We start from the raw sequence: 26988 nt of genomic DNA, 5'->3' as shown, positions 1-26988 counted from the left end.
CCCCGAGTCAGGGGCGACCACCTTAGCCAGCGCGCCCAGGATGCAGCGCGCTGAAGGGTTTCCGGTGCAACTAGTCAGCCGACGGGTACCAACGCGGGGTGTAGGCCCACGCCCCGCCCGACAAGCGAGGAAACACGCAGGTTGTAGATGAGCCGACAAGCACCATGGTGCGCATGTCGACCATTTCCGGCAGCAGTTCGGCCAATGTGACGACCTTCAGCGTCTGCCCCGGCCTACCGATGTCACGGCCAAGGACTACAGGCGTGTTACCCTCGCGGTGCCGGCGCACGACCTCCAGCGCTACCCCGAGCTGGTGCGGCCTTGCCTTGGAAATCGGGTTGTAGAACGCCAGCACCAGGTCAGCCTGGGCCGCCAGGTCCAGGCGCTTTTCAATGATCGACCACGGCTTGAGGTTGTCCGACAGCGACATCACGCAGAAGTCATGCCCCAGCGGCGCACCCGCCTGGGCGGCGGTCGCGAGCGAGGCCGACACCCCCGGCAGGATCTCGAGATCCACCCGGTGCCAGGCCGGGTCCGTGGACGCGTGCAACGCTTCAAGTACCGCAGCTGCCATGGCGAACACACCCGGGTCGCCCGACGACACCACCACCACCGAACGGCCCTGGGCCGCGAGTTCGAAGGCATGCCGGGCACGCTGCATCTCTTCACGGTTGTCGGTGCAGTGCAGCACCTGGTCGTCACGGAACGGCCCGGCCATGCGCACGTAGGTTTCGTAACCGAGCACATCCTCGGCTTGCGCCAGCTCGGCCTTGACCGCCGGCACCATCAGCTCGGCTGCACCCGGCCCCAGGCCGATGACCGCCAGACGACCCCGACGACGACCGATCTGCGCCACCTCGACCGGGGCAGGCGCCACCGCGATGACCACGTCTGCCACCTCGATCAGCTGCGCAGCAGGCAATGCCGCAGCAACCATCCCGGCCAGATCATGCGTCCTGGCAGCAAAGCGCAAGACAACACCCAGGGTCTGTGCGGCCTCATGCAGGGCGCTGTCGGCCATGGCTTGCTCATCGGCCAGCAGGCAGGCCACTGCAGGCTCGGCGATGCCGGCCTGCTGCAATGCCGCCCGGATACTGGCCAGGCTACCGCCAGCAACACCCACTACCACCGAACGCGGGTGGATCAGCAGCTCGTCGCGGCTGGCCGGGCGGGCCTGGTGCCCCACATGGATGGTACGCCGAGCCGCCTCGCTGGCAGGCAACTGCGCCTGTTGCAGCCACGGCGCGTCACCTTCGATGCGCACCGCCTCGCCAGCCAGCAGGTCGGAGACAAAGCGCTTGCCTTGCTCGATATCCGCCAGCGCATAGCCCTGTGGCGGGTTCAGCAGACAGGTGCCGAAACGCAGCTCGCCACTGGTGGTGATGGCCGCAGCAACGCCCAGTGCTTCAGCGATTTCGCGCGCCATCACGTTCACACCGCCAAGGCCACCAAGCAACGGCACTACGGCACTGCCGTCTTCGGCCACGGCCAGTACCGGTGGCTCGACACCTTTCTCGCTGAGCAGGCTGGCCAGGCTGCGGATGACGATACCCGCCGCGCACAGGGCGATGATCGGCGTGTTCTGCTGGTACAGCCCACGCAGGGTATCGCCGAACGCGGTGTAGCAAAGGTCGGCACCCTCGACCCGGCCTTCCAGGCCATGGATCGATGCTTGTGGATAACACTGCTGGATACGCTGCGCCGTGGCCAGGCTGCCCTGGCCAAGGATGACGATCGCCGGTGCCTGGTGCATGTTCAGCCTTGCCATTTTTCACCCGGCACGATGATCAGCGAGAAGTACGGCGACGACTGTGGGTCGACCTGGTCCAGCGGCACGATCTTCTGGTTGGCCATGGTCGCCCGCTCCACATACAGCGCACGCCCGTCCAGGCCCAGTTCGGCCAGCACTTCGCGCACCTTGGGGAAGTTGCGGCCAAGCTTCATGATCACCGCCGCGTCGGCGTCGGCCAGGCGACGCTTGAGCTCTTCGGCCGGCAACACGCCAGACAGCACCGACAGGCTCTGATTGCGGTAAACCAGCGGCGCGCCCAGTACCGAGGCGCCACCGAGCATCGAGCAGACGCCGGGGATCACTTCGGCCTCGTAGCGCTGCGCCAGGCGGTCGTGCAGGTACATGTAGGAACCATAGAAGAACGGGTCGCCTTCACAGATAACCGCCACGTCGCGGCCGGCATCCAGGTGCTCGGCTACCTGCACGCTGGCCTCGTCGTAGAAGTCGCTGATCACCTGTTCATAGGACAGCGGCGCTGGCAGCGCTTCGGTGGTTACCGGGTAGACCAGCGGCAGCAGGGTCTGCTCGGGCTGCAGGTGCGCCTCGATGATGCCGAAGGCGTTGCCGCGCTTGCCCTTGGCCACGAAGTAGCCAACCACTGGCGCTTCACGCAGCAGGCGCAGGGCCTTGAGGGTAATCAGTTCTGGGTCGCCAGGGCCCACGCCCAGGCCCAGCAGACGTCCACGCGGCGCCATCATTCCACCTCCGTGGCCAAGGCGTTGACCGCAGCTGCGGCCATCGCGCTGCCGCCCAGGCGGCCCTGCATGATCACGAACGGCACGCCACGGCTGTCGGCGGCGAGCATCGCCTTGGACTCGGCGGCACCGACAAAGCCGACCGGGAAGCCGAGGATCAGTGCTGGTTTCGGGGCGCCGGCGTCGAGCATTTCCAGCAGATAGAACAGTGCGGTAGGCGCATTGCCGATCACCACCACACTGCCTTCCAGGTGCGGCCGCCACAGTTCCAGGGCCACGGCGGAACGGGTGTTGCCGGCGTCTTTCGCCAGGCCCGGTACGCTCGGGTCGCGCAGGGTGCAGATGACCTTGTTGTCGGCGGGCAGCCGGGCGCGGGTGATGCCTTCGGCGACCATGTGCGCATCGCACAGGATCGGCGCGCCGTTCAGCAACGCCTCGCGTCCGGCCCGGCCGGCGCCTTCGGAGAACTGCAGGCCATCGATGGCGTCGACCATGCCACAGGCGTGGATCACGCGCACGGCGAGCTTTTCGAGGTCTGCGGGGATCCGCTCGAGTCGGGCTTCCTCGCGGATGATCCGGAAGGAATTGCGATAGATCTCCTGACCATCGCGGATGTAGTCAATCATCAAGGTGCTCCGTCGGCAGGTCGAGCATGGCGCCTGCTTCATTCAAGGTAAGGTCGGTGGCGCGCAGGGCGCCGAAGCCCGGCTGGCGCGCATCACGCAGGTACAGGTCGTAACGGCCCGGCGCGCGGGCCAGCAGGGTGGCCGGGGCAACATGGGCCACGGCGCAGGATCGGGGGCAACCGGACAAGTGCACGCTGCCGGGCACACCAGGGCCGAGCAGTGCGGCCAGGGTGACGGCGTCGGCCTTGGTCTCGCCCAGGGCCTTGGCACAGCCACTGGCGCCGGTACAGGCGCTTATGCGTGCCAGTGGCTCATGGTCATGGCATAGCAGGCCCAGTGCGGACAACCCGGCCTGGGCGTGGTCGATGTGTTGCGCTTGCAGGTTGGTCAGCACCAGGCTTTGCCAGGGGCTCAGGCGCAGGCTGCCATCGCCATGTTCACGGGCAACGCGCGCAGCGCCACGCAGCATGGCCGGGGTCAGGCGCCCCTGCGGCGGGGCAACGCCCAAGGCGATGCCCTGCGCCTGGGGCAGGACGCCCAGCCACGAGACGCTGCGCGGTTCACGCCGCCATGCGAGCACGGCGGCATCGCGGCGGATGGCCAGGCCGAGCCCGTCGATGAAATCGGTTGCCGAACACACCTCGAGCAACTGGCGCATGCGCGACTGTGCCGGGGTGGCCAGGTCGAGGAAGCGCTCCAGCACCGCACGCACCAGTGCCAGGCCTTGTTCCGCCGGCACCGCGCCGAGCACCTGGCCGTCTGCCGGGCAGCCCGCCAGGCCGAACGCCAGCCAGGTCTGCTGATCCAGGCGCAGGGTCGACAGCCACAGGTCATGGGGGTGTTCGAGCATGGCCAGGTTTTCGCCGGCATCCAGCTGCACGGCGAACTTGGCCGACAACTGGTGAAAACGCGGGGTGCCTTCCAGCAGGTCGAGGATCTGCCTGGCCAGCGGCCGAGCGTCCAGCAGCATCGCCGGGTCATGCCCGGCCAGCGGGCTGAGCATCAGGTTGCGCACATCGTCACCGGCGGCATCACGTGGGCCCAGGCCGGCTGCGAGCAGTGTCTCGACCAGGCCGCGATGGTCGCTGCCGATGCCGCGAATCTGCAGGTTGCCGCGGTTGGTGGCCTCGATCACGCCACCGGCGAAACGCTCGGCAGCCGCCGCCACTGCGTCGGCCTGGTCGGCCAGCAGCAGGCCGCCCGGCAGCTTGATGCGGCAGATGCCGCCATCACGGGCACTGACGATGCGCCACAACCCCGGGCAGGCCGAGGGACGGGGCGATACATGGGAGGCATGGGCCTGGGTCAAAGGGGCGTCCGGCAATCTGTGAAAATGCGCTTGAGTGTAGAAGGCGCGGTATTATGCCTGCTTTGTCCGGCGGCATGAAAAGCCGGTGGTCGAGCATCATTCGAGTTTGAGCAGAAATTTTGGGGGCGCTGCGCACCCCATCGCGACACAAGGCCGCTCCCACAGGGATCACCATTCCCTGTGGGAGCGGCCTTGTGTCGCGATGGGCTGCACAGCAGCCCCAGGGTCTTGAAGAGGTATCCATGGCACCCTGGCTGACAGTAGTAGGTATCGGCGAAGACGGCTTCAGCGGCCTGGGCAAGCAAGCCCGGCGCGCGCTGCTGGGCGCTGCGCGGATCTTCGGCAGCCCGCGCCAGCTGGCCTTGCTGCCACGCTGCGTGGCCGGCGAACGGCTGGGCTGGCCAAGCCCGTTCTCGCTGGCCCCGGTCCTGGCTCTGCGCGGTGAGCCAGTATGCGTGCTGGCCAGCGGCGACCCGATGTTCTACGGCGTCGGCGCCAGCTTGGCGCGCCAACTGCCCGCCGCTGAAATACGCGTGCTGTCGATGCCCTCCTCCTGCGCCCTGGCCGCCGCCCGCCTGGGCTGGCCACTGCAGGACGTGCAGGTGGTATCGCTGGTCGCTCGGCCCCTGGCTGCGCTCAATGCCCACCTGCACAGCGGCGTGCGCCTGCTGGTGCTGAGCAACGACGGCGACAGCCCGGCAGCAATTGCCACGCAGCTGCGCGAGCGGGGCTTCGGGCCAAGCCGCCTGCGAGTCTTCGAACACTTGGGTGGCGTGGACGAACGTGAGTTGGCCGGCACCGCCCAGGACTGGCCGCACAGCGATGTCGCCGCGCTCAACCTGGTAGCCATCGAGTGCCTGGCCACGCCCGAGGCCCCGCGCCTGCACCGACTGGCCGGGTTGCCGGACAGCGCCTTCCGGCATGACGGCCAACTGACCAAGCGCGATGTCCGCGCCATCACCCTGGCCCGCCTGGCACCACAGCCCGGCGAGTTGCTGTGGGACGTGGGCGCCGGCTGCGGCTCGATCGGCATCGAATGGATGCGCGCCCACCCGGCCTGCCGCGCCTTGGCCATCGAGGCCGACGAAGGCCGCCAGGGCTTCATCGAACACAACCGCGATGCGTTGGGTGTACCCGGCCTGCAACTGGTCCGCGGCAAGGCACCAGCGGCGCTGGAAGGCCTGGAGCAACCGGATGCGATCTTCATCGGTGGCGGCGTCACCCGCGAAGGTGTGCTCGACCTGTGCTGGGCAAGCCTGCGCCCCGGCGGCCGGCTGGTAGCCAATGCGGTGACCCTGCAAAGCGAACTGGCCCTGGCGCATTTCCGTGAACGCCATGGTGGCGAGCTGACCCGCATCCATGTCGCCCATGCCCAGCCATTGGGCTCGTTCGACACTTGGCGCCAGGCGCTGCCGATCACCTTGCTGGACGTGGTGAAACCCGCCGATGCGTGAAGAAACCCGCGAACAGCCCGCCCCCCTGCGCAGCGGCCTGACCACCGGCAGCTGCGCCACTGCCACCAGCCTGGCGGCAGCGCGCTTGCTGCTGGGAGGCGAGAGCAGCGACGCCGTCAGCATCACCCTGCCCAAGGGCAAGGTGGTGCAGATGCGCCTGGAGTTCTGCCGCCTCACCAGCCAAGGTGCCGAAGCGGGCACGCTCAAGGACGCCGGCGACGACCCGGACGTGACCCACGGCGCCCTGCTCTATAGCCAGGTGCGCCTGCTGGCCGAACCTGGCATCCGTTTTGTCGCCGGCACCGGCGTCGGCACCGTGACCCGCCCGGGGCTGGTGCTGGCGGTGGGTGAGCCGGCCATCAACCCGGTGCCACGGCGCATGATCAGCGACCACCTGCAACGCTTGGCAGACGAATGCAGCTACCCCGGCGGTTTCGAAGTCACGGTCAATGTGCAGGGCGGCGAGCAACTGGCCCTGAAGACCATGAACCCGCGGCTGGGCATCCTCGGCGGTCTGTCGATCCTCGGCACCAGCGGCATCGTGCGGCCGTTTTCCTGCGCGGCCTACATTGCCTCGATCCACCAAGGCATCGATGTCGCCCACACCAACGGCTACACGCATATCGCCGCATGCACCGGGAACGCCAGCGAAGACACCATGCGCCGCGTCTATGGCCTGCCGGAAATAGCCCTGATCGAAATGGGCGACTTCGTCGGTGCGGTGCTCAAGTACCTGCGCAAGGTACCGGTGCCACGCCTGACCCTGTGCGGCGGTTTCGGCAAGATCAGCAAACTGGCTGCCGGGCACATGGACCTGCACAGCCGTCATTCCAGCATCGACCTGCCGCAACTGGCCGGCTGGGCGGCGGACATCGGCGCCGACGCAGCGCTGCAGGCATCGATCATTACTGCCAACACCAGCCAACAGGCCCTGGCACTGGCCCATGCAGCCGGCATTCCCTTGGGTGACGCGGTGTGCGCCTACGCCCTGGCCTTCGCCCGCAGCGTGGTGCCGGCGCAGGTGCAGGTGGAGGTGTTCGCCATCGATCGCCAGGGTGGCATCGTCGGCCGGGCGGGTGTGCAATGAACGGGCGCATCCTGCTGCTGGGCGGCGTCACCGAAGCCCTGGCCATCGCTCGCCGCCTGGGCCCGCAGCATGTCTACAGCCTGGCGGGCATCGGCCGGGTGCCGCAGGACCTGCAATGCCAGGTTCGGGTCGGCGGCTTTGGCGGTGCCGAAGGGCTGGCGAACTACCTGCACGATGCAGGCATCACGTTGCTGATCGATGCTACCCATCCCTATGCCGCGCAGATCAGCCGCAACGCGGCCAACGCCGCACGCTTGGCCGGTATTCCGTGCTGGGCCTTGCGCCGCCCGGCCTGGCAGACACAAGCGGGGGACGACTGGCGCGAAGTCGAGAATTGGGCGGGGTTGATCGAGGCACTCAAGCCGTTTCGCAGGCCATTGTTCACGCTCGGGCGTGAGCCGCTGCAACATCTGGACGAGATACCGCTGGAGCAGTTCTGGACCTTGCGTGCGTTGGAAACGTGCCCTGGCAACGATCGCTGCGAAGTGATTGGCGCGCGCGGGCCGTTCCATATCGAGGATGAGCGGGCGTTGTTCCAGCGCCGCAAGATCGATGTGCTGATCAGCAAGAACAGCGGCAGCGTAGCGACCGAACCGAAGCTGGAGGTGGCGCGGGAGCTGGGGATACCTGTGCTGATCCTGAAGCGACCGGCTTTGCCGGATGTGGACCGGGCATTCGATTCGCCAGCCGACCTGGCTGCGGCACTCGACCTGCAGTAACAAATGTCGCAAGCACACTGCAGCCCCCCTGTGGCCTACAGTATGTTCGGACTTTTCTTGCAAACCATGAAGTGGCCATGTGCCGCACTGCTGCCTTAAACTCGGCACTCTCCCCCGGAAGGCGCTACCCATATGGAAATGCAATGGTGGATCTGGCTGGTCTTCGGCATCGCGCTGATCCTGCTCGAACTGGTCCTGCCGACGTTCTTCATCCTCTGGTTCGGCATCGGCGCCGTGCTGGTATCGCTCATTTCGCTGGCCGCCCCAAGCCTGCAACTGGACATGCAGGTGCTGCTGTGGGTTTTGATGTCGTCAGTCACCACGGCACTGTGGTTCAAGCTGTTCCGGCGCAAGCAACCAGACGTGCGCTGGACCGCCGAAAGCGTGATCGGTGAAGTGGGGCTGCTGACTGCTGGTGTCTCGGAGTTCCAGAAAGGCCGTGTGCGCTTCCAGAAGCCTATCCTCGGCAACGAGGAATGGACCTGCATCGCCGACAGCGAGATCGCGGCCGGCGAGCGGGTACGCCTGACCGCCATCGAAGGGAACACCGCCCGGGTCATTCGGGCCTGAATCCGCACTAAAAGGAATTTCGCATCATGACCAGCCTCATCGTCGTCGTCGCCATCGCCCTGTTCGTCCTGATCACCGTGTTCAAAGGGGTGCGCATCGTGCCCCAGGGCGAAGAATGGGTCGTCGAGCGCCTGGGCCGCTACCAGAGCACGCTCAAGCCCGGCCTGAACATCGTCATCCCGTACATGGACGTGGTCGCCTATCGCCTGCCTACCAAGGACATCATCCTCGATGTGCAGCAGCAGGAAATCATCACCCGGGACAACGCCGTGATCGTCGCCAACGCCCTGTGCTTCGCCAAGGTGGTCGACCCACAGAAGGCCTCCTATGGCGTGCAGGACTTCTCGTTCGCCGTCACCAGCCTGACCATGACCTCGCTGCGCGCCATCGTCGGGGCCATGGACCTGGACGAAGCGCTGTCCAGCCGCGAGCAGATCAAGGCGCGCCTGCGCGAGGCGATGTCCGAGCAGACCGAAGACTGGGGCGTGACCGTACGCTCGGTGGAAATCCAGGACATCAAACCCTCGGAGAACATGCAACTGGCCATGGAGCGCCAGGCGGCAGCCGAGCGTGAGCGCAAGGCCGACGTGACCCGTGCCGAAGGGGCCAAGCAGGCGGCGATTCTGGAAGCAGAAGCACGCTTGCAGGCTGCCAGGCTGGATGCCGAAGCGCAGATCAGCCTGGCCGAGGCCTCGGCGCGGGCGATTTCGCTGGTCAAGGACGCGGTCGGCAACGAGACCGTGCCGGCGATGTACCTGTTGGGCGAGCGCTATGTGGGGGCCATGGAGAACCTGGCGGGCAGCAGCAATGCCAAGGTGGTGGTGCTGCCGGCAGACCTGCAGGAGACCGTGCGTGGGTTGATGGGCCGCAACAAGGCTTGAGGGTACCTTGATCTTCATCGCCGGCAAGCCAGCTCCCACAGGTTTAACACAGGCCCTGAAATCTGTGCGGGTCCCTGTGGGAGCTGGCTTGCCGGCGATTGGGCTGCAAAGCTGCCCCTCGAAGGGCCCGGCCTGCGTCACTTCACCGCACCCCGCCATTTTTACCTATACTCCGCCTTACAATACCCACCACGATTCCTGACCGGATCTCTCCATGCCCCCACGTCGGCACATCGCCTGGATAGCCTGCCTTGCAGTGCTGTTCAACCTGCTGGCCATGCCGCTGTCTTCCGCCGCGCCCAAGGGCCCGGCCGAGCAGCTGCTGTGGGGGGCCTTCTGTTCCAGCATGGCCAACAAGGCCAAGGTCGACGTCCAGGCCCTGGCCAAGATCGACCTCGGCCCGCAAAGCGACGACAGCGCCAGCATGATGAATTGCTGGTGCTGCTCCGGCGCCGCGCCACTGCTGGCCTTGCCCGGCTACCCGCCGCAGCTGCACAACCCGCCGATACTGCTGGCCGGCCTGCCGCCACCACCCGCCGACTACCACGCCACGCCGCGCCAACTCTGGCCGGCGCTCAACCCCCGTGCCTCTCCGCTGGCCTGAGTTCTTCACGCTGTCTGCCTGAACCTGAACAGAAACGGAGATTCACCATGCTCAAGCACGCCCTCGTCATGGCCGCCCTGTTGCTGCCCGGCGCCTTTGCCAATGCCCACGAATACAGCGTGGGTGACCTGCACATCGCCCACCCCTGGTCACTGCAACTGCCCCCCAACGCCCCCAACGTCGCGGCGTATTTCGTGGTGCACAACAATGGCCAGGCCGACGACCGCCTGCTCGGTGTCGACAGCCCCATCAGCGATGACGCACAACTGCACGAGCATGCCATGAGCGCCAGCGGTGCCATGAAGATGCAGCAGATACCCAGCGTGGTGGTGCCCGCCGGCAAGGACTTGACCTTCGCCCCCAGCGCCTACCATGTGATGCTGATGCAGCCCAAGGACCGCAGCCTGCTCAGCGACGGCAAGCGCTTCCCGTTGACCCTGCACTTCGAAAAGGCCGGCGATATCACCGTCGATGTGGCCGTGCAGAAGCAGGCGCCGACGGACCAGCCGCAAGCCCACGAACACGCGCACTGATCAGCCGCTGAAAGGCACTCGCCATGAGCCTGCCGCGCAACAGCATCAGCCGTACCACTCGCCCTGACCGCAGGCGCGCCGGTGGCGGATGGCTGAGCCTGTTCGCCATGTGGATGATCTTCATCGGCCCGCTGATTTCCCAGTCGATGCCGATGGACCACCACGCCGGCATGAGCATGCCGATGGACATGCCGATGGCCACCGCCCATCAGCATGGCGGCGACACCCATCACGGCCAGACTGGCGATGGCCAGCTGCATGTGATGTGGGAAAAGTGCGGTTACTGCAGCCTGTTGTTCAACTGCCCGGCCCTGCCCCAGGCCCTCAGCCCGCTCAGTGCCAGCAGCGTCGTACCCACCACCCACCTGTTCGCACCCACGCGCCAGGGCCATGCCCGGCAGGCTGTATTCCCCGGCGCGCGCAGCCGCGCCCCACCTTCCTCGATCAACGTCTGAACCCACACTTTTTGCGCACGAAGCCAGGAGGCTTCGCGCTGACTCATGACTGATCGACTGGAATCATTATGTCCGGCTGCACCCCTGTTTTTGCCTTGTCCCTGCGTGGGACCATCGCCGCCGTGTGCGGCTCGCTGCTCGCGCCCGTGGCCCTGGCCGCCGACCCAGGCCATGAAGGCCATGCACACGACGCCCCCGAGCTGAGCCCGACGGTGATCACCGCCGTGGCCCCGAGCTCGCCGCTGACCGTGGTCACCAACCCGAAAGACCCGCGCCAGCCGGTGCCGGCCAGCGACGGCGCCGACTACCTGAAGACCATCCCCGGCTTCTCGGCCATCCGCGCCGGCGGCACCAACGGCGACCCGGTACTGCGCGGCATGTTCGGTTCGCGCCTGAACATCCTCACCAATGGCGGCCTGATGCTGGGCGCCTGCCCCAACCGCATGGATGCCCCCACGTCGTACATTTCGCCGGAAACCTACGACCGCCTGACCGTGATCAAAGGCCCGCAAAGCGTGATCTGGGGCCCGGGCGGCTCGGCGGGCACCATCCTCTTCGAGCGCGAGCCGGAGAAGTTCGGCACCCTCGGCAGCCGGGTCAACGCCAGCCTGCTGGCCGGCTCCAACGGCCGCTTCGACAAGGTGCTGGACACCGCCGCCGGCAACGACCAGGCCTACGCCCGCTTCGTCGGCAACCAGTCGCGCTCGGACGACTACCATGACGGCGATGACAACACCGTGCCGTCACGCTGGGACAAGTGGAATGGCGATGTCGCCCTCGGCTGGACCCCCGACCAGGACACCCTGCTGGAACTCACCGCCGGCAAGGGCGATGGTGAGGCCCGCTATGCCGGGCGTGGCATGGACGGCTCGCAGTTCAAACGCGAAAGCCTGGGCCTGCGTTTCGAAAAATCCAACCTCGGCGAGGTGCTCGACAAGGTCGAGGCGCAGGTCTACTACAACTACGCCGACCACGTGATGGACAACTACAGCCTGCGCACGCCTTCGGGCAGCGGCATGATGGGCATGCCGATGGTCAGCAACGTCGACCGCCGCACCATGGGCGCACGCATAAAGGCCACCTGGCGCTGGGCCGATGTGCAACTGATCGGCGGCATCGACGCGCAGACCAACGAACATCGCAAACGCGGCGGCATGGGTGTGGACGCGCACAAGGGCCAGGCCTGGACCAAGGACGCCGACTTCCACAACTACGGTGCCTTCGGCGAGCTGACCTGGTACATCAGCGGTGAGGACCGCATGATTACCGGTGCCCGCCTGGACCGCGCCTCGGCCCGCGACTTCCGCGCAACCAGCGCCACCAACGGCGACACCCGCGCCGATACCCTGCCCAGCGGTTTCGTCCGCTACGAGCACGACCTGGCAGCCATCCCGGCCACCACGTACATCGGCCTTGGTCATGCCCAGCGTTTCCCCGATTACTGGGAGCTGTTCTCGCCCAAGCTGGCACCACCCGGTGCGGCCAATGCTTTCGACGGTATCAAACCAGAGAAGACCACCCAGCTCGACTTCGGTGTCCAGTACCGTGACGAGCGCATGGAAGCCTGGGCATCTGGCTACATCGGGCAGATCCGCGACTACATCCTGTTCGACTACCAGGGAATGAGCTCCCAGGCTCGCAACATCGACGCCCGCATCATGGGCGGCGAACTGGGCGCGGCCTACCAGCTGACGGAAAACTGGAAGGCCGACGCCACGCTGGCCTACGCCTGGGGCAAGAACAGCAGTGACGGCACAGCACTGCCGCAAATGCCGCCTCTGGAAAGCCGCCTGGGCCTGACCTACAGCCGCGATGTCTGGAGCGTCGGCGCATTGTGGCGGCTGGTGGCGGCGCAGAACCGCATCGCCGAGAACCAGGGCAACGTGGTCGGCAAGGACTACGACAACAGCGCCGGCTTCGGCGTGTTCTCGATCAATGGCGCCTACAAGGTAAGCAACCACCTCAAGCTCAGCGCGGGGGTCGACAACCTGTTCGACAAGACCTACGCCGAGCACTTGAACCTGGCCGGGAACGCCGGGTTCGGCTACCCGGCTAGCGATCCACAGCCGGTCAACGAGCCAGGCAGGACCTTCTGGACCAAGGTCGACTTCAGCTTCTGACAACAACAACGGGCGCGGCGCAGGTCGCGCCCATCTGCTGGTCAAACAGGAGGTTCCCATGAGAGGAACACGCATCAACTTCTACAACCTGGCCTGGCGTTGGCACTTCTATGCGGGGCTGTTCGTGGCCCCGTTCATGATCCTGCTGGCAATCACCGGGATCATCTACCTGTTCAAGCCGCAGCTCGACCCGCTGCTGTACCGCGAGCTGATGGTGGTCGAAGCCGGCCACCACCGACAGGGCGCGGACACGATGCTGGCCGAGGTCCGCAAGGCCTACCCCAAGGGCCACGTTGGCCAGTACCTGCCGCCGCTGGACGCCGAACGCAGCGCACAATTCGTGGTGCATGACGCCGGGCGCGAACTGAACGTGTTCGTCGACCCCTACAGCGGCAAAGTCCTCGGCGAACAGGATGGCAAGCAGAACCTGCAGGCCATCGCCCGCGCCCTGCATGGCGAACTGATGGTCGGCACGGTCGGTGACCGCCTGGTAGAACTGGCCGCGGGCTGGGGCATCGTGCTGGTGGTGTCGGGCCTGTACTTGTGGTGGCCACGCGGGCGCAATGGCGCTGGCGTGCTGTGGCCACGGCTCTCGGCACGCGGCCGACTGTTCTGGCGCGACCTGCATGCGGTGACCGGTTTCTGGGGCTCAGCCTTGTTGCTGCTGATGCTGGTCAGCGGCATGACCTGGACCGGCCTGTGGGGCAAGCAGTACGCCGACTTGTGGAACCGCTTTCCGGCGGCCATGTGGAACGACGTGCCCAAGTCGGACCAACAGGCGGGTGAACTCAACAGCGCGCACCGCCAGACCGTGCCGTGGGCGATGGAAAACACGCCGATGCCGCAGTCCGGTGCACACGCCGAACATGCCGGGCATCACATGATGTCGAGCGCGCCGGCAGCGCCACAGATAAGCCTGCAGCAGGTCGAAGATATCGCTACCGCGCGCCAGGTCGAACCGGGTTACAGCATCACCGCGCCGACCACGGCCGATGGCGTGTTCACCATCGCCGTATTCGCCGACGACCCGCGCAACGACGCCACCCTGCATGTCGACCAGTACACCGGCAAGGTGCTGGCCGATGTGCGCTGGCAGGACTACAGCCCGGTCGCCCGTGCCACCGAGCTGGGTGTGATGCTGCATGAAGGCAAGATGTTCGGGGCGTTCAACCAGATCATCATCCTGCTGGTGTGCCTGATGATCTTGCTGGGCTCGGTGAGCGGGCTGGTGATGTGGTGGAAGCGCAGGCCGGCCGGCGGGCTGGGTGTGCCGCCGCTGCGCCATGACTTGCCGCGCTGGAAAGTAGCGGTGGGGGTGATGCTGGTGCTGGGGTTGATGTTCCCGCTGGTGGGGGTGTCGATGGTGGTGATGTGGATGGTGGATAGCTTGGTGGTGAGGCGCGGCCGGGTGCTGGCCAGCGCTTGAGCCTTGCTTCGTTTGTGCCGGCCCTTTCGCGGGTAAACCCGCTCCTACAGTTTCTGCGCCAAGCCTGAGGGCAGCGCGGTCCCTGTGGGAGCGGGCAAGCCCGCGAAGAGGCCGGCACAGGCACAACACTGCTACCCAAAAGTCGAGTCGATCTGTCGCGCCCCGAACTGGAACGCGCGTGTTAGCCTAGCCGGCTACCTCTGACAAGACGACCGACCGTCCAACGGAATGCAGCCTATGACGCAAACCTCACCCACAGCGCCAGATGAACAGCATCTGCAGCGCAACCTGACCAACCGCCACATCCAGCTGATCGCCATTGGCGGCGCAATCGGTACCGGCCTGTTCATGGGCTCGGGCAAGACTATCAGCCTGGCCGGGCCGTCGATCATCTTCGTCTACATGATCATCGGCTTCATGCTGTTCTTCGTCATGCGCGCCATGGGCGAACTGCTGCTGTCGAACCTCAACTACAAGTCGTTCATCGATTTTTCCGCCGACCTGCTCGGCCCCTGGGCAGGCTACTTCACCGGCTGGACCTACTGGTTCTGCTGGGTGGTCACCGGCATCGCCGACGTGGTCGCGATCGCGGCATATACACAGTTCTGGTTCCCCGAACTGCCGCAGTGGATACCGGCGCTGACCTGCGTAGGGCTGCTGCTGTCGCTGAACCTGGTGACGGTGAAGATGTTCGGTGAAATGGAGTTCTGGTTCGCCCTGATCAAGATCGTCGCCATCATCGGCCTGGTCGCCACCGGCCTGTACATGGTCATCACCGGCTTCACCTCGCCCAGCGGGCGCACCGCACAACTGGCCAACCTGTGGAATGACGGCGGCATGTTCCCCAATGGCCTGATGGGCTTCTTCGCCGGCTTCCAGATCGCCGTGTTCGCTTTCGTCGGCATCGAGTTGGTGGGTACAACCGCCGCCGAAGCGAAGAACCCGGAGCGCACCCTGCCACGGGCGATCAACTCGATCCCGGTACGCATCATCGTGTTCTATGTGCTGGCGCTGATCGCGATCATGGCCGTGACCCCATGGCGCGACGTGGTGCCGGGCAAGAGCCCGTTCGTGGAGCTGTTCGTGCTGGCCGGCCTGCCGGCGGCGGCGAGCATCATCAATTTCGTGGTGCTGACCTCGGCGGCTTCGTCGGCCAACAGCGGCGTGTTCTCCACCAGCCGCATGCTCTACGGCCTGTCCCAGGAAGGTGACGCGCCCAAGGCCTTCGAAAAACTGTCGAGCCGCTCGGTACCTGCCAACGGCCTGTATTTCTCCTGCACCTGCCTGCTGCTGGGTGCAGTGCTGATCTATTTGGTGCCGAACGTGATCGAGGCATTCACCTTGGTCACCACCGTTTCGGCGGTGCTGTTCATGTTCGTCTGGACGCTGATCCTGCTGTCGTACCTGCAGTACCGCAAGCACCGCGCGGCACTGCACCATGCGTCGAAGTACAAGATGCCCGGCGGGCGTTTCATGTGCTACGTGTGCCTGGTGTTCTTTGCCTTCATCCTGGTGTTGCTGAGCCTGGAAGACGATACCCGCGCGGCATTGCTGGTGACGCCGATCTGGTTTGTGCTGCTGGCGGTGACCTATCAGGGGGTGCGCAGCAAGCGTCATCCGCGCACGGCTGTGCGTAACGGCTGATGCCCCTGGGGGCTGCTCTGCAGCCCTTTCGCCGGCAAGCCAGCTCTCATAGAACAACACATGACTCATTGGTTCGGCGAAGTCCTGTAGGAGCAGCCTTGTGCTGCGAAGAGGCCGGGGCTGACAAAGCCTGTCTATTGGCTTTACCGGCCTCTTCGCAGCACAAGGCTGCTCCTACAAAGGACGCGTCAGACGAGCGATATTGGTTCTCTGCGCGACAGCGCAGCCCAAAGGGCTGGGCAATCTCCCACAGGGACAGCGCATGGCTCGAGGCCGATGCGGTCTAGGTGGGAGCTGGCTTGCCGGCGATGGGCCGCGCAACGGCCCCAATCCTGTGCACATAAATCCATCAGGCACCAACCTGGATCCAGCCAACGCCCCAACACCTCGCACAACCCCTCTATTGCGCACCTTCCGCCGTTAGGCACACCCCTTGCAACACCCCTCCCCGCTTGCCCAACACATAAAAACTCAGCGGAGAGAGCACATGAAGCGACGCAGTCTGATCAAGGCCTTCACCCTTAGCGCATCGATCGCCGCAATGGGCCTGAGCTGGAGCATCCAGGCCGCCGAAACCATCAAGGTCGGTATCCTGCATTCGCTTTCGGGGACCATGGCCATTTCCGAGACTTCGCTCAAGGACATGGCGCTGATGACCATCGAGCAGATCAACGCAAAGGGCGGCGTGAACGGCAAGCTGCTCGAGCCGGTGGTGGTCGATCCGGCCTCCAACTGGCCGCTGTTCGCCGAAAAGAGCCGCCAGCTGCTAACCCAGGACAAGGTGGCAGTGGTGTTCGGTTGCTGGACCTCGGTGTCGCGCAAATCGGTGCTGCCAGTGTTCGAAGAGCTCAACGGCCTGCTGTTCTACCCGGTGCAGTACGAGGGTGAAGAGATGTCGCCGAACGTGTTCTACACCGGCGCCGCGCCCAACCAGCAGGCCATCCCGGCCGTTGAGTACCTGATGAGCGAGGACGGCGGCAGCGCCAAGCGCTTCTTCCTGCTGGGCACCGACTACGTCTACCCGCGCACCACCAACAAGATCCTGCGTGCCTTCCTGCACAGCAAGGGCGTGGCCGACAAGGACATCGAAGAGGTGTACACCCCGTTCGGCCACAGCGATTACCAGACCATCGTCGCCAACATCAAGAAGTTCTCTGCTGGCGGCAAGACAGCCGTCATTTCCACCGTCAACGGCGATTCCAATGTGCCGTTCTACAAGGAGCTGGCCAACCAGGGCCTGAAGGCCACCGATGTGCCAGTGGTGGCCTTCTCGGTGGGCGAGGAAGAACTGCGCGGCATCGACACCAAGCCTCTGGTGGGCCATCTGGCGGCGTGGAACTACTTCGAGTCTGTGGATAACCCGGTCAACCAGAAGTTCGTCGCCGACTGGAAAGCCTACGCCAAGGCCAAGGGCCTGCCAGGCGCCGACAAGGCGGTGACCAACGACCCGATGGAGGCCACCTACGTGGGCATCCACATGTGGGCGCAGGCGGTGGAAAAAGCCAAGTCCACCGATGTCGACAAGGTGCGCGAGGCACTGGCCGGGCAAAGCTTCGAGGCGCCGTCCGGTTTCACCCTGACCATGGACAAGACCAACCACCACCTGCACAAGCCGGTGATGATCGGCGAGATCCAGGATGACGGGCAGTTCAGCGTGGTGTGGGAGACCGAGCAACCGCTGCGGGCGCAGCCATGGAGCCCGTTCATTCCCGGCAACGACAAGCGCCCTGATTACGCCGTGAAAGGTAACTGAGTGCACTGGGGCTGCTTTGCAGCCCATTCGCGGGCACGCCCGCTCCCACAGGGACCGCACAATTTTCAAACTGTGCACCGTACCTGTGGGAGCGGGCATGCCCGCGAAGAATCCACCGCCGATTTCCAGGATTACCCGCATGCTCAGACTGCTGCTCACCCTGCTCCTGCTGATGCCCTTGGCAACCCAGGCCAGCGAGGGCGAATTCTTTCTCGCTGCCAAGCCCGCCGAGCAAGCCAGCCTGCTCGAAGGCTGGGCCGCACAACCCGATACCGCACGCCTGGCCCTGTTGGACAACCTGCGCCAAGGCCGCATCGCCGCCGACGACACGCGCAAGGTGCGCCTGAACAACCGCCTGCGTGGCCTGATCGACAATGCCTTGGCCAGCCACCAGTTGCTCAGCGACAACAGCGACATCCGCCTGGCCGCTGCCCAACAACTACAGAAAAGCGCGCAACCGGCGCAAATGGCCTTCCTCGACCGGCGCTTCGCCAGCGAACCGGATGCCGCCGTGCATGCCGCCCTCGGCCTGGCCCTGGCCAACCTGCAGCTGGGCGCCAGCGAACCGGCAGTACGCCTGGCCGCCGTTCGCCTGCTCGGCGAAACCGGTGACCCGCTGGCCCGCACCCGCCTCGAAGCCTTGCTGCAACCCAACGCGGAAACCGACCCGGGCGTGCGCACCGCCGCCGAAACCAGCCTGGCCCAGGTGCAGCGCAAGCTGCTGGCCGGCGAACTGCTCGGCCAGGCCTTCAGCGGCCTGTCGCTGGGCTCGATCCTGCTGCTGGCAGCCCTTGGCCTGGCCATCACCTTCGGCCTGCTCGGGGTGATCAACATGGCCCACGGCGAAATGCTGATGCTCGGCGCCTACAGCACCTACATGGTCCAGGTACTGCTGCAACGCTACGCCCCTGGCGCCATCGAGTTCTACCCACTGATCGCCCTGCCGGTGGCCTTCACCGTCAGTGCCGGCGTCGGCATGGCGCTGGAGCGCACGGTAATCCGCCACCTGTATGGCCGCCCTCTGGAAACCCTGCTGGCGACCTGGGGAATCAGCCTGATCCTGATCCAGGCCATCCGCCTGCTGTTCGGCGCGCAGAACGTCGAAGTCAGCAACCCGGCCTGGCTGTCGGGTGGCATCCAGCTGCTGCCCAATCTGGTACTGCCATACAACCGCCTGGTGATCATCGGCTTCGCCCTGGCCGTGGTACTGCTCACCTGGCTGCTGCTCAACCGCACGCGGCTGGGCCTGAACGTGCGCGCGGTCACCCAGAACCGCAACATGGCCGCCTGCTGCGGCGTGTCCACCGGGCGCGTCGACATGCTCGCCTTCGGCCTCGGCTCGGGCATCGCCGGGCTTGGTGGCGTGGCCCTGAGCCAGGTCGGCAACGTCGGCCCGGACCTGGGCCAGAGCTACATCATCGACTCGTTCCTGGTGGTGGTGCTCGGCGGCGTCGGCCAGTTGGCCGGCAGCCTGTGGGCAGCCTTCGGCCTTGGCATCGCCAACAAGCTGCTGGAGCCGCAGATCGGCGCCGTGCTCGGCAAGATCCTCATCCTTGCGTTGATCATTCTGTTCATCCAGAAGCGCCCGCAAGGCCTGTTCGCCCTCAAGGGACGGGTAATCGACTGATGAACCAGCCACTGCTTGTCACCGCTACGCAAAAGGCCGGGCCACGCCTGACCCTGGCCATCGCCGCCGTCGTCGTCCTGTTGCTTGTGGCCCTGCCGCTGCTGTCGCTGCTGCCGGCGGACCATGCCCTGCAAGTGTCGGCCTACACCCTGACCCTGGTCGGCAAGATCCTCTGCTACGCCATCGTCGCGCTGGCCCTGGACCTGGTCTGGGGCTACGCCGGGCTGCTGTCACTGGGCCACGGGCTGTTCTTCGCCCTCGGTGGCTACGCCATGGGCATGTACCTGATGCGCCAGGCCGCCGGTGACGGCCTGCCAGGGTTCATGACCTTCCTGTCGTGGAGCGAGCTGCCGTGGTACTGGGCTGGCACCCAGCATTTCGCCTGGGCCCTGTGCCTGGTGGTGCTGGCGCCCGGGCTGCTGGCGCTGGTGTTCGGCTGGTTCGCCTTCCGCTCGCGAATCAAGGGCGTGTACTTCTCGATCATGACTCAGGCGCTGACCTTCGCCGGCATGTTGCTGTTCTTCCGCAACGAAACCGGCTTTGGCGGCAACAACGGTTTTACCAGCTTCCGCACCATCCTTGGCTTCGACATTGCCGCCCAAGGCACCCGTGCAGTGCTGTTCCTGCTCACCGTCGGCCTGCTGCTGGCCAGCCTGTACCTGTGCTGGGGCCTGACCCGCAGCAAGTTCGGCCGCCTGCTCACCGCCGTGCGCGACGCCGAAAACCGCCTGATGTTCTGCGGCTACGACCCACGTGGTTTCAAGTTGCTGGTGTGGGTGCTCAGCGCCGTACTGTGCGGCCTGGCCGGTGCGCTGTACGTACCGCAGGTGGGCATCATCAACCCCAGCGAGATGTCGCCGACCAACTCCATCGAAGCCGCCGTGTGGGTGGCCCTGGGCGGGCGCGGCACCTTGATCGGCCCGCTGCTCGGCGCCGGTCTGGTCAATGGCATGAAAAGCTGGTTCACCGTGGCCTTCCCGGAGTTCTGGCTGTTCTTCCTCGGCGCGTTGTTCATCCTCGTCACCCTGTACCTGCCCAAGGGCGTGGTCGGCCTGTTGAAGAAAAGGAGCCAGCCATGAGAGGCGTGCCCCCGGTACACCCGGAATTCATGCTCGAACCGGTGTTCGACAACCTCGGCGCCAGCCGCGACGCCATCGGCCTGGGCCAAAGCCGCAAGACCGGCCTCGACACCCGCCACGGCACGGTGCTGAGCCTGGAAGACATCAGCGTCAGCTTCGATGGCTTCAAGGCGCTGAACGCGCTGAACCTGTACATCGGCGTGGGCGAGCTGCGTTGCATCATCGGCCCCAACGGTGCCGGCAAGACCACGATGATGGATGTGATCACTGGCAAGACCAGGCCTGACAGCGGTACGGCCTATTTTGGCGACACCCTCGACCTGACCCGCATGAGCGAATACCAGATCGCCCAGGCCGGCATAGGCCGCAAGTTCCAGAAGCCCACGGTGTTCGAGGCGCTGACGGTGTTCGAAAACCTGGAGCTGGCGCTGAAGACCGACAAGTCGGTATGGGCCAGCCTGGCAGCGCGCTTGGGTGGGGAGCAGCGCCAACGCATTGAGGAGGTGCTGGGCACCTTGCGCCTGCTGGCGCTGGCCCAGCGCCAGGCGGGCTTGCTGTCGCATGGGCAGAAGCAGTTCCTGGAGATCGGCATGCTGCTGGTGCAGGAGCCGCAACTGCTGTTGCTGGACGAACCGGTAGCGGGCATGACCGATGCCGAGACCGAGTTCACCGCCGAGCTGTTCAAGGGGCTGGCTGGCAAGCATTCGCTGATGGTGGTGGAGCACGACATGGGGTTTGTCGGCAGCATTGCTGACCATGTGACCGTGCTGCACCAAGGCAGCGTGCTGGCGGAAGGGTCGCTGGAGCAGGTGCAGGCGGATGAGCGGGTGGTCGAGGTCTACTTGGGCCGGTGACCGGCATTTGAATTTTTGAAGCCTGTACCGGCCTCTTCGCGGGCTTGCCCGCTCCCACAGGAAACCCACAGTTTTCGAGCCCTGTGTAGTACCTGTGGGAGCGGGCAAGCCCGCGAAAGGGCCGGCACAGGCACAGCAACAATTTCAGGAATACACACATGCTCAAGATCGACACCCTGCACCAGTATTACGGCGGCAGCCACATCCTCCGGGGCCTGTCCTTCGAAGCCAAGGTTGGCGAAGTCACCTGCCTGCTGGGCCGCAACGGCGTGGGCAAGACCACCCTGCTGCGCTGCCTGATGGGGCTGGTCCCGGCCCGCGACGGCAGCATCGAATGGGAAGGCAAGCCGATCACCAGCCTCAAGCCCCAGCAACGGGTCCACGCCGGCATCGCCTACGTGCCCCAAGGCCGCGAGATCTTCCCGCGCCTCACCGTCGAGGAAAACCTGCTGATGGGCCTTTCGCGCTTCCCCGCCCGTGAAGCTCGGGAGGTACCGCCCTTCATCTACGAACTGTTTCCCGTGCTGGAACAGATGAAGCAACGCCGTGGCGGTGACCTGTCCGGCGGCCAACAGCAACAGCTGGCAATCGGCCGTGCCCTGGCCAGCCGCCCGCGGCTGCTGATCCTCGATGAGCCCACCGAGGGTATCCAGCCTTCGGTCATCAAGGAAATTGGGGCTGTCATCCGTCGCTTGGCAGAGCGCGGTGACATGGCCATCCTGCTGGTGGAACAGTTCTACGACTTCGCTGAGGAGCTGGCCGACCAGTACCTGGTGATGGCCCGTGGCGAGATCATCCAGCGGGGCCGTGGCGAAAACATGCAAACCGAGGGTGTGCGTGGGCTGGTAACCATTTAATCTGCAAGCAACGACCCTGCGAGACGCTGTCATGAGTCATGAAATCCGCGACGCCCTGCCTACCGACGTGCCAGGCATCCTCGACATCTACAACGACGCGGTGCGCAACACCACGGCGATCTGGAACGAAACCCCGGTGGATTTGGCCAACCGCCTGGCCTGGTTCGCCGCACGGGCGCAGCAGGGCTACCCGATCCTGGTGGCGGTGGACGGGAGCGGTGTGCTGGGCTATGCGTCGTTTGGCGACTGGCGGCCGTTCGAGGGCTTTCGCAACACCGTGGAACACTCGGTGTATATCCGTGGCGATCAGCGCGGCAAGGGATTGGGGCCAGTGCTGATGGCAGCGCTGGTCGAGCGTGCGCGCGAGTGTGGCAAGCATGTGATGGTGGCGGCCATCGAGAGCGGCAATGCAGCGTCGGTGCGCCTGCACGAGCGGCTGGGCTTCGTGGTGACCGGGCAGATGCCGCAGGTGGGGGTGAAGTTTGGCCGGTGGCTGGACTTGACCTTCATGCAGCTGGTGCTGAACCCGGGGGCAGAACCCAGTTGAGAAACCAGGCCTCACACGATCCCTGTAGGAGCGGCCTTGTGTCGCGATGGGCTGCGAAGCGGCCCCAGATCTTTGCTTCATCTCAAGATTGCCGGGGCTGCTGCGCAGCCCATCGCGACACAAGGCCGCTCCTACAGGGGTTAGCCGCAACGGCCTACATCTGGGTAAACCTGCCCAACCGCTGCCTCAGCATGCTGTTCTCGCTGCGCAGCTGCCGCACTTCCTGCAGCAGTTCCAGCGCAAGCGCCACCCCTTCCCACTCCAGTTCCAGCTCCTGATGCAGCTTCGCCGCGCGTTTGGCCAGCAACGGCGCCTGATCGTCGAACAACCAGTCCTCCGGCGTTCGCCCGGAAGGTTCGACAATGCCGTGCTCGACGATTTCGATCACGCAGTCAGCCGTGAGATCGGCCTCCTGACACAAGGTACGCATGTCCAGTTGAACGATCAGGGTGCTGCTCATGATCACTTACTCCATTGTGTCCTCGGGTTGAACGCAGCCTTCTCGGAAAGCTTGGTCCACAGTTCGCGGGCAGACTCGTCGGATGCTGGTGGCATGACCACTTTCAGTTGCGCGTAAAGGTTGCCACGCTCGCCACTCTTGTTGGCCAAGCCCTTGCCCGGTACGCGCAGGCGCTGGCCGCTCTGGCTGTCGGGGCGGATGGTGAGGTTGATCTTGCCGTCCAGGGTCGGCACGGCCACCTTGGCGCCCAGTGCTGCCTCCCACGGTGCCAGCGGCACGGTGATGATCAGGTCATGACCTTCGACATCGAACAGCGGGTGCGGTGCCATGCGAATGGTCAGGAACAGGTCGCCATTGGCCCCGCCACCACTACCCGGCGCGCCCTGGCCCTTCAGGCGGATACGCTCGCCGTCGGTCACACCGGCCGGGATCTTCACGTTCAGGGTCTTGGTAGTGAAGCCGGTGCGCTGGCCCATGGCATTGGTCTGCGGCACCTGGAAGCTGATCTGCTTGGACTCCTTGCTCAGGGTCTCTTCAAGGAATACCGCCAGTTCTAGCTCCACGTCCTGCCCCCGCCTGCCGGCGCTGCGTTGCTGCTGCCGGGCACCACCGAACGGGTTGCCCCCCCGGCCACCAAAGATCGAGCTGAAAAAGTCGGAGAAATCGCCGCCTTCGAAACCGCCACCACCGCCACGATTCTCCCAGCCCGGTGGCGCCTGGAACGGCCGGCCATGCTGGCCACCGTACTTGCGGATTTCATCGTACTCGGCACGTTTCTGCGCGTCGCCCAGCACTTCGTAGGCCTCGTTGGCCTCCTTGAATTTTTCCTCGGCGTCGCGCTCCTTGCTGACATCGGGGTGATACTTGCGCGCCAGCTTGCGGTACGCGGCCTTGATCGCCTTTTCGTCCGCCGCGGGCTCTACGCCGAGTATCTTGTAATAGTCTTTGAAGTCCATCTATGGATCACCAATGTGAATGTGCGTGTTGCAAGAGAAGATAGGGGTCAAGCATAGCCTTTCAAGACCACCTTGGGGTTGCTCCATGGCAGACGATCGGTCTTGATTCTGTAGCCAACTGGCATACACTGCGCGGCCGTTTTGCCTCCGGAAGCTCATTCCCCATGTCTGACGTATCCCCGGCCCGCGCCCTGGGCATCGACTTTGGCACCTCCAACTCCACGGTCGGCTGGCACCGCCCAGGCGCCGAGTCGCTGATTGCCCTGGAAGACGGCAAGATCACGTTGCCCTCGGTGGTGTTCTTCAACATCGAGGAGCGTCGCCCGGTATATGGCCGCCTGGCACTGCACGAATACCTGGAAGGCTACGAAGGCCGCCTGATGCGTTCGCTGAAAAGCCTGCTGGGCTCCAAGCTGATCAAGCACGATACCAGCGTGCTGGGCAGCGCCCTGCCGTTCAAGGACCTGCTGGGCATGTTCATCGGCGAGCTGAAAAAACGCGCAGAGGCCGCTGCTGGGCGGGAGTTCGAGCAGGTGGTGCTGGGCCGTCCGGTGTTCTTCGTCGACGAAGACCCTGCCGCCGACCAGGAGGCCGAGGACACCCTGGCCGAAGTGGCGCGCAAGATCGGCTTCAAGGATGTGTCCTTCCAGTACGAGCCGATTGCCGCGGCCTTCGACTACGAGTCGAGCATCAGCCGCGAAGAGCTGGTGCTGATCGTCGACATCGGCGGTGGTACCTCGGACTTCACCCTGATCCGCCTGTCGCCCGAGCGCCACCTGATCGCCGAGCGCCAGAGCGACATCCTCGCCACCGGCGGTGTGCACATTGGCGGTACCGACTTCGACAAGCAGCTGAGCCTGCAGGGCGTGATGCCGCTGTTCGGCTACGGCAGCCGCATGAAGAGCGGCGCGCTGATGCCGACCAGCTATCACCTCAATCTCGCCACCTGGCACACCATCAACGCCCTGTACTCGCAGAAGTCGCAGCTGGCGCTGGGCAGCATGCGCTATGACATCGAGGACACGTTGGGCATCGACCGCCTGTTCAAACTGATCGAAGAGCGTGCCGGCCACTGGTTGGCGATGGAAGTGGAGGCCAGCAAGATCGAGCTGACCGAACAGCAGAGCCGCCACGTCGACCTCGGCCGCATCGAGCGCGATCTGGGCGTGGACCTGTCCCGAGCGCTGTTCGAGGGGGCTATCGAAGGGTTGCTGGAGCGGGTGCGTGGTAGCGTGAGCGAACTGCTGGCCAAGGCTGGAGTGAGCGAGACCCAGGTCGATACGGTGTTCTTCACCGGCGGTTCCAGCGGGATTCCGGCGCTGCGCAACAGCGTGTCGGCGATGCTGCCGAATGCGCGGCATGTGGAAGGCAACATCTTTGGCAGCATTGGTAGCGGGTTGGCCATCGAGGCGCGCAAGCGCTACGGCGTAGCCTGAGCCAGGCTCTTCAGCCTGTGCCGGCCTCTTCGCGGGCTTGCCCGCTCCCACAGGGACCGCACAGTACCCAAGGCCTGTGCAGTACCTGTGGGAGCGGGCAAGCCCGCGAAGAGGCCGGTACAGGCTGGTGAAGATCAGACCAGTTCGGCCCGCTTCAGCTCACTCTTCAGGTAGGCATAGTAGATCGGCCCCGCCACCACCCCCGGCAGCCCGAATGCCGCCTCGAACACCAGCATCGCCAGCAGCAGTTCCCAAGACTTGGCACTGATCTGCCCGCCCACGATCCGCGCGTTGAGGAAGTACTCGACCTTGTGGATGACGATCAGGTAACCCAGCGCCGCCGCCGCCACCCAGATCGACAGCGACAGGCCGACGATAGTGATCAGGGTATTCGACATCAGGTTGCCGATCACCGGCAGCAGGCCCAGCAGGAAGGTCAGCACGATCAGCGTCTTGGTCAGCGGCAGGTGCACGTCGAACATCGGCAGCACCACGGCCAGGAAGATGCCCGTGAACGTAGTGTTGAGCAGCGAAATCTTGATCTGCGCGAAGACGATGTTGCGAAACGCCTTCACCAGCAGGCTCAGGCGCTCGAACAGCGCCGCTGCCAGCGGCTTGCGCCGGGATATGTCGGGGATGCGCTGCAAGGCGACTATGGCACCGAGGATCATGCCGATCAACAAGGTGACGAACATGTGCGCCATACCCTTGCCCACCAGCTGCAGGTCGCTCAGGTGGCTCTTGATCCAGTCACCGATGGCCACCTTGAACTCCGCCGCACTGGCCGGCAGGTAGCCTTCGATGAACGGCGGCAGCTGGCTACGGGCGCGCTCCACCAGGGCCATGAACTTGTCCAGCGAGGCCCCGGGGTTTTCCGCCTCGTGCAGCAAAAAGCTGAAGGCACCGGCAAACAGCAGGGTCAGGGTGCTGACCACCAGCGTGCCAAGTAGCGCCACAGCCAGCCAGCGGGCGCGCTGCCCGGCGAGCAGCGGCTGCAGCCGCGGCGTGAGCATGTTGACCAGCTCGAACACCAGCAGGCCGGCCAGCAGGCTTGGCAGCAATTTCAGGGGCAACGCCAGCAACAGGCCGGCAAATACGATGATCCAGCTGGCCAGGGTGACCTGGCGGGGGGTGAAGGTCATACAGCCTCAACGGCAGACAACGGGAAAGACCCGCAGTCTGCCAGCCTTACGTCTGCAGGCATAGGCGCAGGTCATTTCTTCTTCAGGCAGTCGCTCATGAACGCTTTGCGTTCGTCACCTTTGAGGGCCTTGGTGGTGGCGTCGGCGTTGCAGGTTTTCATCTTCTCTTGCTGGGTTTGTGGCACATCCTTCTTCAGGCAGGTGCTCATGAAGGCTTTGCGCTCATCGCCTTTGAGGGCCTTGGCGGTGGCGTCGGCGTTGCAGGTTTTCATCTTTTCCTGCTGCGCGGTATTGGCGGCGAAGCCTTGTGCGCTGAACAACACCGCCAATACCAGTAAGGGGATTTGCAGCACTTTCATGGA

Annotated in this window: 26 protein-coding genes; 18 read left to right on the top strand and 8 right to left on the bottom strand. The window is 65.1% G+C overall.

What is annotated here, in order from left to right; genetic code table 11:
- Positions 1-70: 70 nt before the first annotated feature.
- From cobJ to cobG, 4 genes are read right to left on the bottom strand one after another with little or no spacing between them, the layout of a single operon-like run.
- Positions 71-1768, bottom strand: a complete 1698-nt coding sequence (gene cobJ, locus GYA95_RS26745) for a precorrin-3B C(17)-methyltransferase (protein WP_080604906.1) — start codon at positions 1766-1768, stop codon at positions 71-73.
- Positions 1756-2490 (bottom strand): precorrin-2 C(20)-methyltransferase, encoded by a 735-nt coding sequence (locus GYA95_RS26740; protein ID WP_016712210.1) that lies wholly within the window; start codon positions 2488-2490, stop codon positions 1756-1758. The genes cobJ and GYA95_RS26740 overlap by 13 nt, the downstream gene beginning before the upstream one ends.
- Positions 2487-3113 carry a precorrin-8X methylmutase gene (locus tag GYA95_RS26735; RefSeq protein ID WP_003257545.1) on the bottom strand — a complete coding sequence of 209 codons (627 nt, stop codon included), beginning with the start codon at positions 3111-3113 and terminating at the stop codon, positions 2487-2489. The genes GYA95_RS26740 and GYA95_RS26735 overlap by 4 nt, the downstream gene beginning before the upstream one ends.
- Positions 3106-4437 (bottom strand): precorrin-3B synthase, encoded by a 1332-nt coding sequence (gene cobG / locus GYA95_RS26730; protein ID WP_170976260.1) that lies wholly within the window; start codon positions 4435-4437, stop codon positions 3106-3108. Before cobG ends, GYA95_RS26735 begins: the two co-directional genes overlap by 8 nt.
- A gap of 227 nt (positions 4438-4664) precedes the next feature.
- Here cobG and GYA95_RS26725 point away from each other — a divergent pair, with 227 nt between their 5' ends.
- From GYA95_RS26725 to GYA95_RS26645, 17 genes are all read left to right on the top strand, one after another.
- Positions 4665-5876 (top strand): bifunctional cobalt-precorrin-7 (C(5))-methyltransferase/cobalt-precorrin-6B (C(15))-methyltransferase, encoded by a 1212-nt coding sequence (locus GYA95_RS26725; protein ID WP_015271960.1) that lies wholly within the window; start codon positions 4665-4667, stop codon positions 5874-5876.
- Complete coding sequence (locus GYA95_RS26720; RefSeq protein ID WP_015271961.1) at positions 5869-6963, top strand: cobalt-precorrin-5B (C(1))-methyltransferase; 1095 nt, start codon at positions 5869-5871, stop codon at positions 6961-6963. Before GYA95_RS26725 ends, GYA95_RS26720 begins: the two co-directional genes overlap by 8 nt.
- On the top strand, positions 6960-7682 hold the full coding sequence (locus GYA95_RS26715; RefSeq protein ID WP_015271962.1) for a cobalt-precorrin-6A reductase: 723 nt from the start codon (positions 6960-6962) through the stop codon (positions 7680-7682). Before GYA95_RS26720 ends, GYA95_RS26715 begins: the two co-directional genes overlap by 4 nt.
- A 132-nt stretch (positions 7683-7814) precedes the next feature.
- Positions 7815-8252, top strand: coding sequence for an NfeD family protein (locus GYA95_RS26710; protein ID WP_003257542.1), 438 nt, complete (start codon positions 7815-7817; stop codon positions 8250-8252).
- 26 nt (positions 8253-8278) lie between these two features.
- Complete coding sequence (locus GYA95_RS26705; protein ID WP_013974384.1) at positions 8279-9133, top strand: SPFH domain-containing protein; 855 nt, start codon at positions 8279-8281, stop codon at positions 9131-9133.
- A gap of 214 nt (positions 9134-9347) precedes the next feature.
- The gene (locus GYA95_RS26700) at positions 9348-9737 is read left to right on the top strand and encodes a DUF2946 domain-containing protein (RefSeq protein WP_015271963.1); all 390 of its coding nucleotides are present in this window, start codon (positions 9348-9350) and stop codon (positions 9735-9737) included.
- Positions 9738-9784: 47 nt separating this feature from the next.
- Positions 9785-10270, top strand: a complete 486-nt coding sequence (locus tag GYA95_RS26695; protein ID WP_054573584.1) for a copper chaperone PCu(A)C — start codon at positions 9785-9787, stop codon at positions 10268-10270.
- 23 nt (positions 10271-10293) lie between these two features.
- Complete coding sequence (locus GYA95_RS26690) at positions 10294-10725, top strand: DUF2946 domain-containing protein (RefSeq protein WP_015271965.1); 432 nt, start codon at positions 10294-10296, stop codon at positions 10723-10725.
- Positions 10726-10793: 68 nt separating this feature from the next.
- Positions 10794-12845: a TonB-dependent copper receptor gene (locus GYA95_RS26685; RefSeq protein ID WP_015271966.1), complete on the top strand. Its 2052-nt coding sequence runs from the start codon at positions 10794-10796 to the stop codon at positions 12843-12845.
- A 58-nt stretch (positions 12846-12903) separates the two neighbouring features.
- Positions 12904-14271, top strand: a complete 1368-nt coding sequence (locus GYA95_RS26680) for a PepSY-associated TM helix domain-containing protein (protein ID WP_015271967.1) — start codon at positions 12904-12906, stop codon at positions 14269-14271.
- Positions 14272-14508: 237 nt separating this feature from the next.
- A complete protein-coding gene (cycA, locus tag GYA95_RS26675; protein ID WP_015271968.1) occupies positions 14509-15915 on the top strand; it encodes a D-serine/D-alanine/glycine transporter in 1407 nt (468 codons plus the stop codon).
- Positions 15916-16402: 487 nt separating this feature from the next.
- Positions 16403-17668, top strand: coding sequence for an urea ABC transporter substrate-binding protein (urtA, locus tag GYA95_RS26670; protein ID WP_013974390.1), 1266 nt, complete (start codon positions 16403-16405; stop codon positions 17666-17668).
- Positions 17669-17765: 97 nt separating this feature from the next.
- Complete coding sequence (urtB, locus tag GYA95_RS26665; protein WP_015271969.1) at positions 17766-19295, top strand: urea ABC transporter permease subunit UrtB; 1530 nt, start codon at positions 17766-17768, stop codon at positions 19293-19295.
- Entirely contained in the window at positions 19295-20374 is a 1080-nt protein-coding gene (gene urtC / locus GYA95_RS26660) for an urea ABC transporter permease subunit UrtC (protein ID WP_015271970.1), read from the top strand. The genes urtB and urtC overlap by 1 nt, the downstream gene beginning before the upstream one ends.
- Positions 20371-21228 (top strand): urea ABC transporter ATP-binding protein UrtD, encoded by an 858-nt coding sequence (gene urtD / locus GYA95_RS26655; protein ID WP_015271971.1) that lies wholly within the window; start codon positions 20371-20373, stop codon positions 21226-21228. The genes urtC and urtD overlap by 4 nt, the downstream gene beginning before the upstream one ends.
- A gap of 158 nt (positions 21229-21386) precedes the next feature.
- A complete protein-coding gene (urtE, locus tag GYA95_RS26650; protein ID WP_015271972.1) occupies positions 21387-22085 on the top strand; it encodes an urea ABC transporter ATP-binding subunit UrtE in 699 nt (232 codons plus the stop codon).
- A gap of 31 nt (positions 22086-22116) precedes the next feature.
- Positions 22117-22632 carry a GNAT family N-acetyltransferase gene (locus GYA95_RS26645; protein ID WP_015271973.1) on the top strand — a complete coding sequence of 172 codons (516 nt, stop codon included), beginning with the start codon at positions 22117-22119 and terminating at the stop codon, positions 22630-22632.
- 154 nt (positions 22633-22786) lie between these two features.
- On the opposite strand, the gene GYA95_RS26640 is transcribed toward GYA95_RS26645, so the two are convergent.
- Together GYA95_RS26640 and cbpA are read right to left on the bottom strand one after the other, a co-directional pair.
- Positions 22787-23092, bottom strand: coding sequence for a chaperone modulator CbpM (locus tag GYA95_RS26640; protein WP_015271974.1), 306 nt, complete (start codon positions 23090-23092; stop codon positions 22787-22789).
- 2 nt (positions 23093-23094) lie between these two features.
- Positions 23095-24048: a curved DNA-binding protein gene (gene cbpA / locus GYA95_RS26635; protein WP_013974397.1), complete on the bottom strand. Its 954-nt coding sequence runs from the start codon at positions 24046-24048 to the stop codon at positions 23095-23097.
- Positions 24049-24212: 164 nt separating this feature from the next.
- Between cbpA and GYA95_RS26630 the strand changes: the two genes are divergently transcribed.
- Positions 24213-25484 (top strand): Hsp70 family protein, encoded by a 1272-nt coding sequence (locus GYA95_RS26630; RefSeq protein WP_054572743.1) that lies wholly within the window; start codon positions 24213-24215, stop codon positions 25482-25484.
- A gap of 134 nt (positions 25485-25618) precedes the next feature.
- Here GYA95_RS26630 and GYA95_RS26625 read toward each other — a convergent pair whose 3' ends face one another.
- Both GYA95_RS26625 and GYA95_RS26620 read right to left on the bottom strand, forming a co-directional pair.
- The gene (locus GYA95_RS26625) at positions 25619-26626 is read right to left on the bottom strand and encodes an AI-2E family transporter (protein ID WP_015271976.1); all 1008 of its coding nucleotides are present in this window, start codon (positions 26624-26626) and stop codon (positions 25619-25621) included.
- Positions 26627-26697: 71 nt separating this feature from the next.
- On the bottom strand, positions 26698-26985 hold the full coding sequence (locus GYA95_RS26620) for a PsiF family protein (protein ID WP_003258250.1): 288 nt from the start codon (positions 26983-26985) through the stop codon (positions 26698-26700).
- Positions 26986-26988: the final 3 nt, after the last annotated feature.

The organism is Pseudomonas asiatica (assembly GCF_009932335.1).
Lineage (GTDB): Bacteria > Pseudomonadota > Gammaproteobacteria > Pseudomonadales > Pseudomonadaceae > Aquipseudomonas > Aquipseudomonas asiatica.
This window is presented reverse-complemented; position numbering and strand designations above follow the sequence as displayed.

What these genes read in the sequence shown, in the direction of transcription:
- GYA95_RS26690 (WP_015271965.1), top strand. Translation starts at nt 10,294, where the DNA reads ATGAGCCTGCCGCGCAACAGCATCAGCCGTACCACTCGCCCTGACCGC.
- urtD (WP_015271971.1), top strand. Translation starts at nt 20,371, where the DNA reads ATGAGAGGCGTGCCCCCGGTACACCCGGAATTCATGCTCGAACCGGTG.
- urtC (WP_015271970.1), top strand. Translation starts at nt 19,295, where the DNA reads ATGAACCAGCCACTGCTTGTCACCGCTACGCAAAAGGCCGGGCCACGC.
- cobJ (WP_080604906.1), bottom strand. Translation starts at nt 1,768, where the DNA reads ATGGCAAGGCTGAACATGCACCAGGCACCGGCGATCGTCATCCTTGGC.
- GYA95_RS26715 (WP_015271962.1), top strand. Translation starts at nt 6,960, where the DNA reads ATGAACGGGCGCATCCTGCTGCTGGGCGGCGTCACCGAAGCCCTGGCC.
- urtA (WP_013974390.1), top strand. Translation starts at nt 16,403, where the DNA reads ATGAAGCGACGCAGTCTGATCAAGGCCTTCACCCTTAGCGCATCGATC.
- GYA95_RS26685 (WP_015271966.1), top strand. Translation starts at nt 10,794, where the DNA reads ATGTCCGGCTGCACCCCTGTTTTTGCCTTGTCCCTGCGTGGGACCATC.
- GYA95_RS26680 (WP_015271967.1), top strand. Translation starts at nt 12,904, where the DNA reads ATGAGAGGAACACGCATCAACTTCTACAACCTGGCCTGGCGTTGGCAC.
- GYA95_RS26695 (WP_054573584.1), top strand. Translation starts at nt 9,785, where the DNA reads ATGCTCAAGCACGCCCTCGTCATGGCCGCCCTGTTGCTGCCCGGCGCC.
- GYA95_RS26725 (WP_015271960.1), top strand. Translation starts at nt 4,665, where the DNA reads ATGGCACCCTGGCTGACAGTAGTAGGTATCGGCGAAGACGGCTTCAGC.
- GYA95_RS26700 (WP_015271963.1), top strand. Translation starts at nt 9,348, where the DNA reads ATGCCCCCACGTCGGCACATCGCCTGGATAGCCTGCCTTGCAGTGCTG.
- cbpA (WP_013974397.1), bottom strand. Translation starts at nt 24,048, where the DNA reads ATGGACTTCAAAGACTATTACAAGATACTCGGCGTAGAGCCCGCGGCG.
- GYA95_RS26620 (WP_003258250.1), bottom strand. Translation starts at nt 26,985, where the DNA reads ATGAAAGTGCTGCAAATCCCCTTACTGGTATTGGCGGTGTTGTTCAGC.
- cycA (WP_015271968.1), top strand. Translation starts at nt 14,509, where the DNA reads ATGACGCAAACCTCACCCACAGCGCCAGATGAACAGCATCTGCAGCGC.
- GYA95_RS26625 (WP_015271976.1), bottom strand. Translation starts at nt 26,626, where the DNA reads ATGACCTTCACCCCCCGCCAGGTCACCCTGGCCAGCTGGATCATCGTA.
- urtB (WP_015271969.1), top strand. Translation starts at nt 17,766, where the DNA reads ATGCCCGCGAAGAATCCACCGCCGATTTCCAGGATTACCCGCATGCTC.
- GYA95_RS26735 (WP_003257545.1), bottom strand. Translation starts at nt 3,113, where the DNA reads ATGATTGACTACATCCGCGATGGTCAGGAGATCTATCGCAATTCCTTC.
- GYA95_RS26710 (WP_003257542.1), top strand. Translation starts at nt 7,815, where the DNA reads ATGGAAATGCAATGGTGGATCTGGCTGGTCTTCGGCATCGCGCTGATC.
- GYA95_RS26630 (WP_054572743.1), top strand. Translation starts at nt 24,213, where the DNA reads ATGTCTGACGTATCCCCGGCCCGCGCCCTGGGCATCGACTTTGGCACC.
- GYA95_RS26640 (WP_015271974.1), bottom strand. Translation starts at nt 23,092, where the DNA reads ATGAGCAGCACCCTGATCGTTCAACTGGACATGCGTACCTTGTGTCAG.
- urtE (WP_015271972.1), top strand. Translation starts at nt 21,387, where the DNA reads ATGCTCAAGATCGACACCCTGCACCAGTATTACGGCGGCAGCCACATC.
- GYA95_RS26720 (WP_015271961.1), top strand. Translation starts at nt 5,869, where the DNA reads ATGCGTGAAGAAACCCGCGAACAGCCCGCCCCCCTGCGCAGCGGCCTG.
- GYA95_RS26705 (WP_013974384.1), top strand. Translation starts at nt 8,279, where the DNA reads ATGACCAGCCTCATCGTCGTCGTCGCCATCGCCCTGTTCGTCCTGATC.
- GYA95_RS26645 (WP_015271973.1), top strand. Translation starts at nt 22,117, where the DNA reads ATGAGTCATGAAATCCGCGACGCCCTGCCTACCGACGTGCCAGGCATC.
- GYA95_RS26740 (WP_016712210.1), bottom strand. Translation starts at nt 2,490, where the DNA reads ATGATGGCGCCGCGTGGACGTCTGCTGGGCCTGGGCGTGGGCCCTGGC.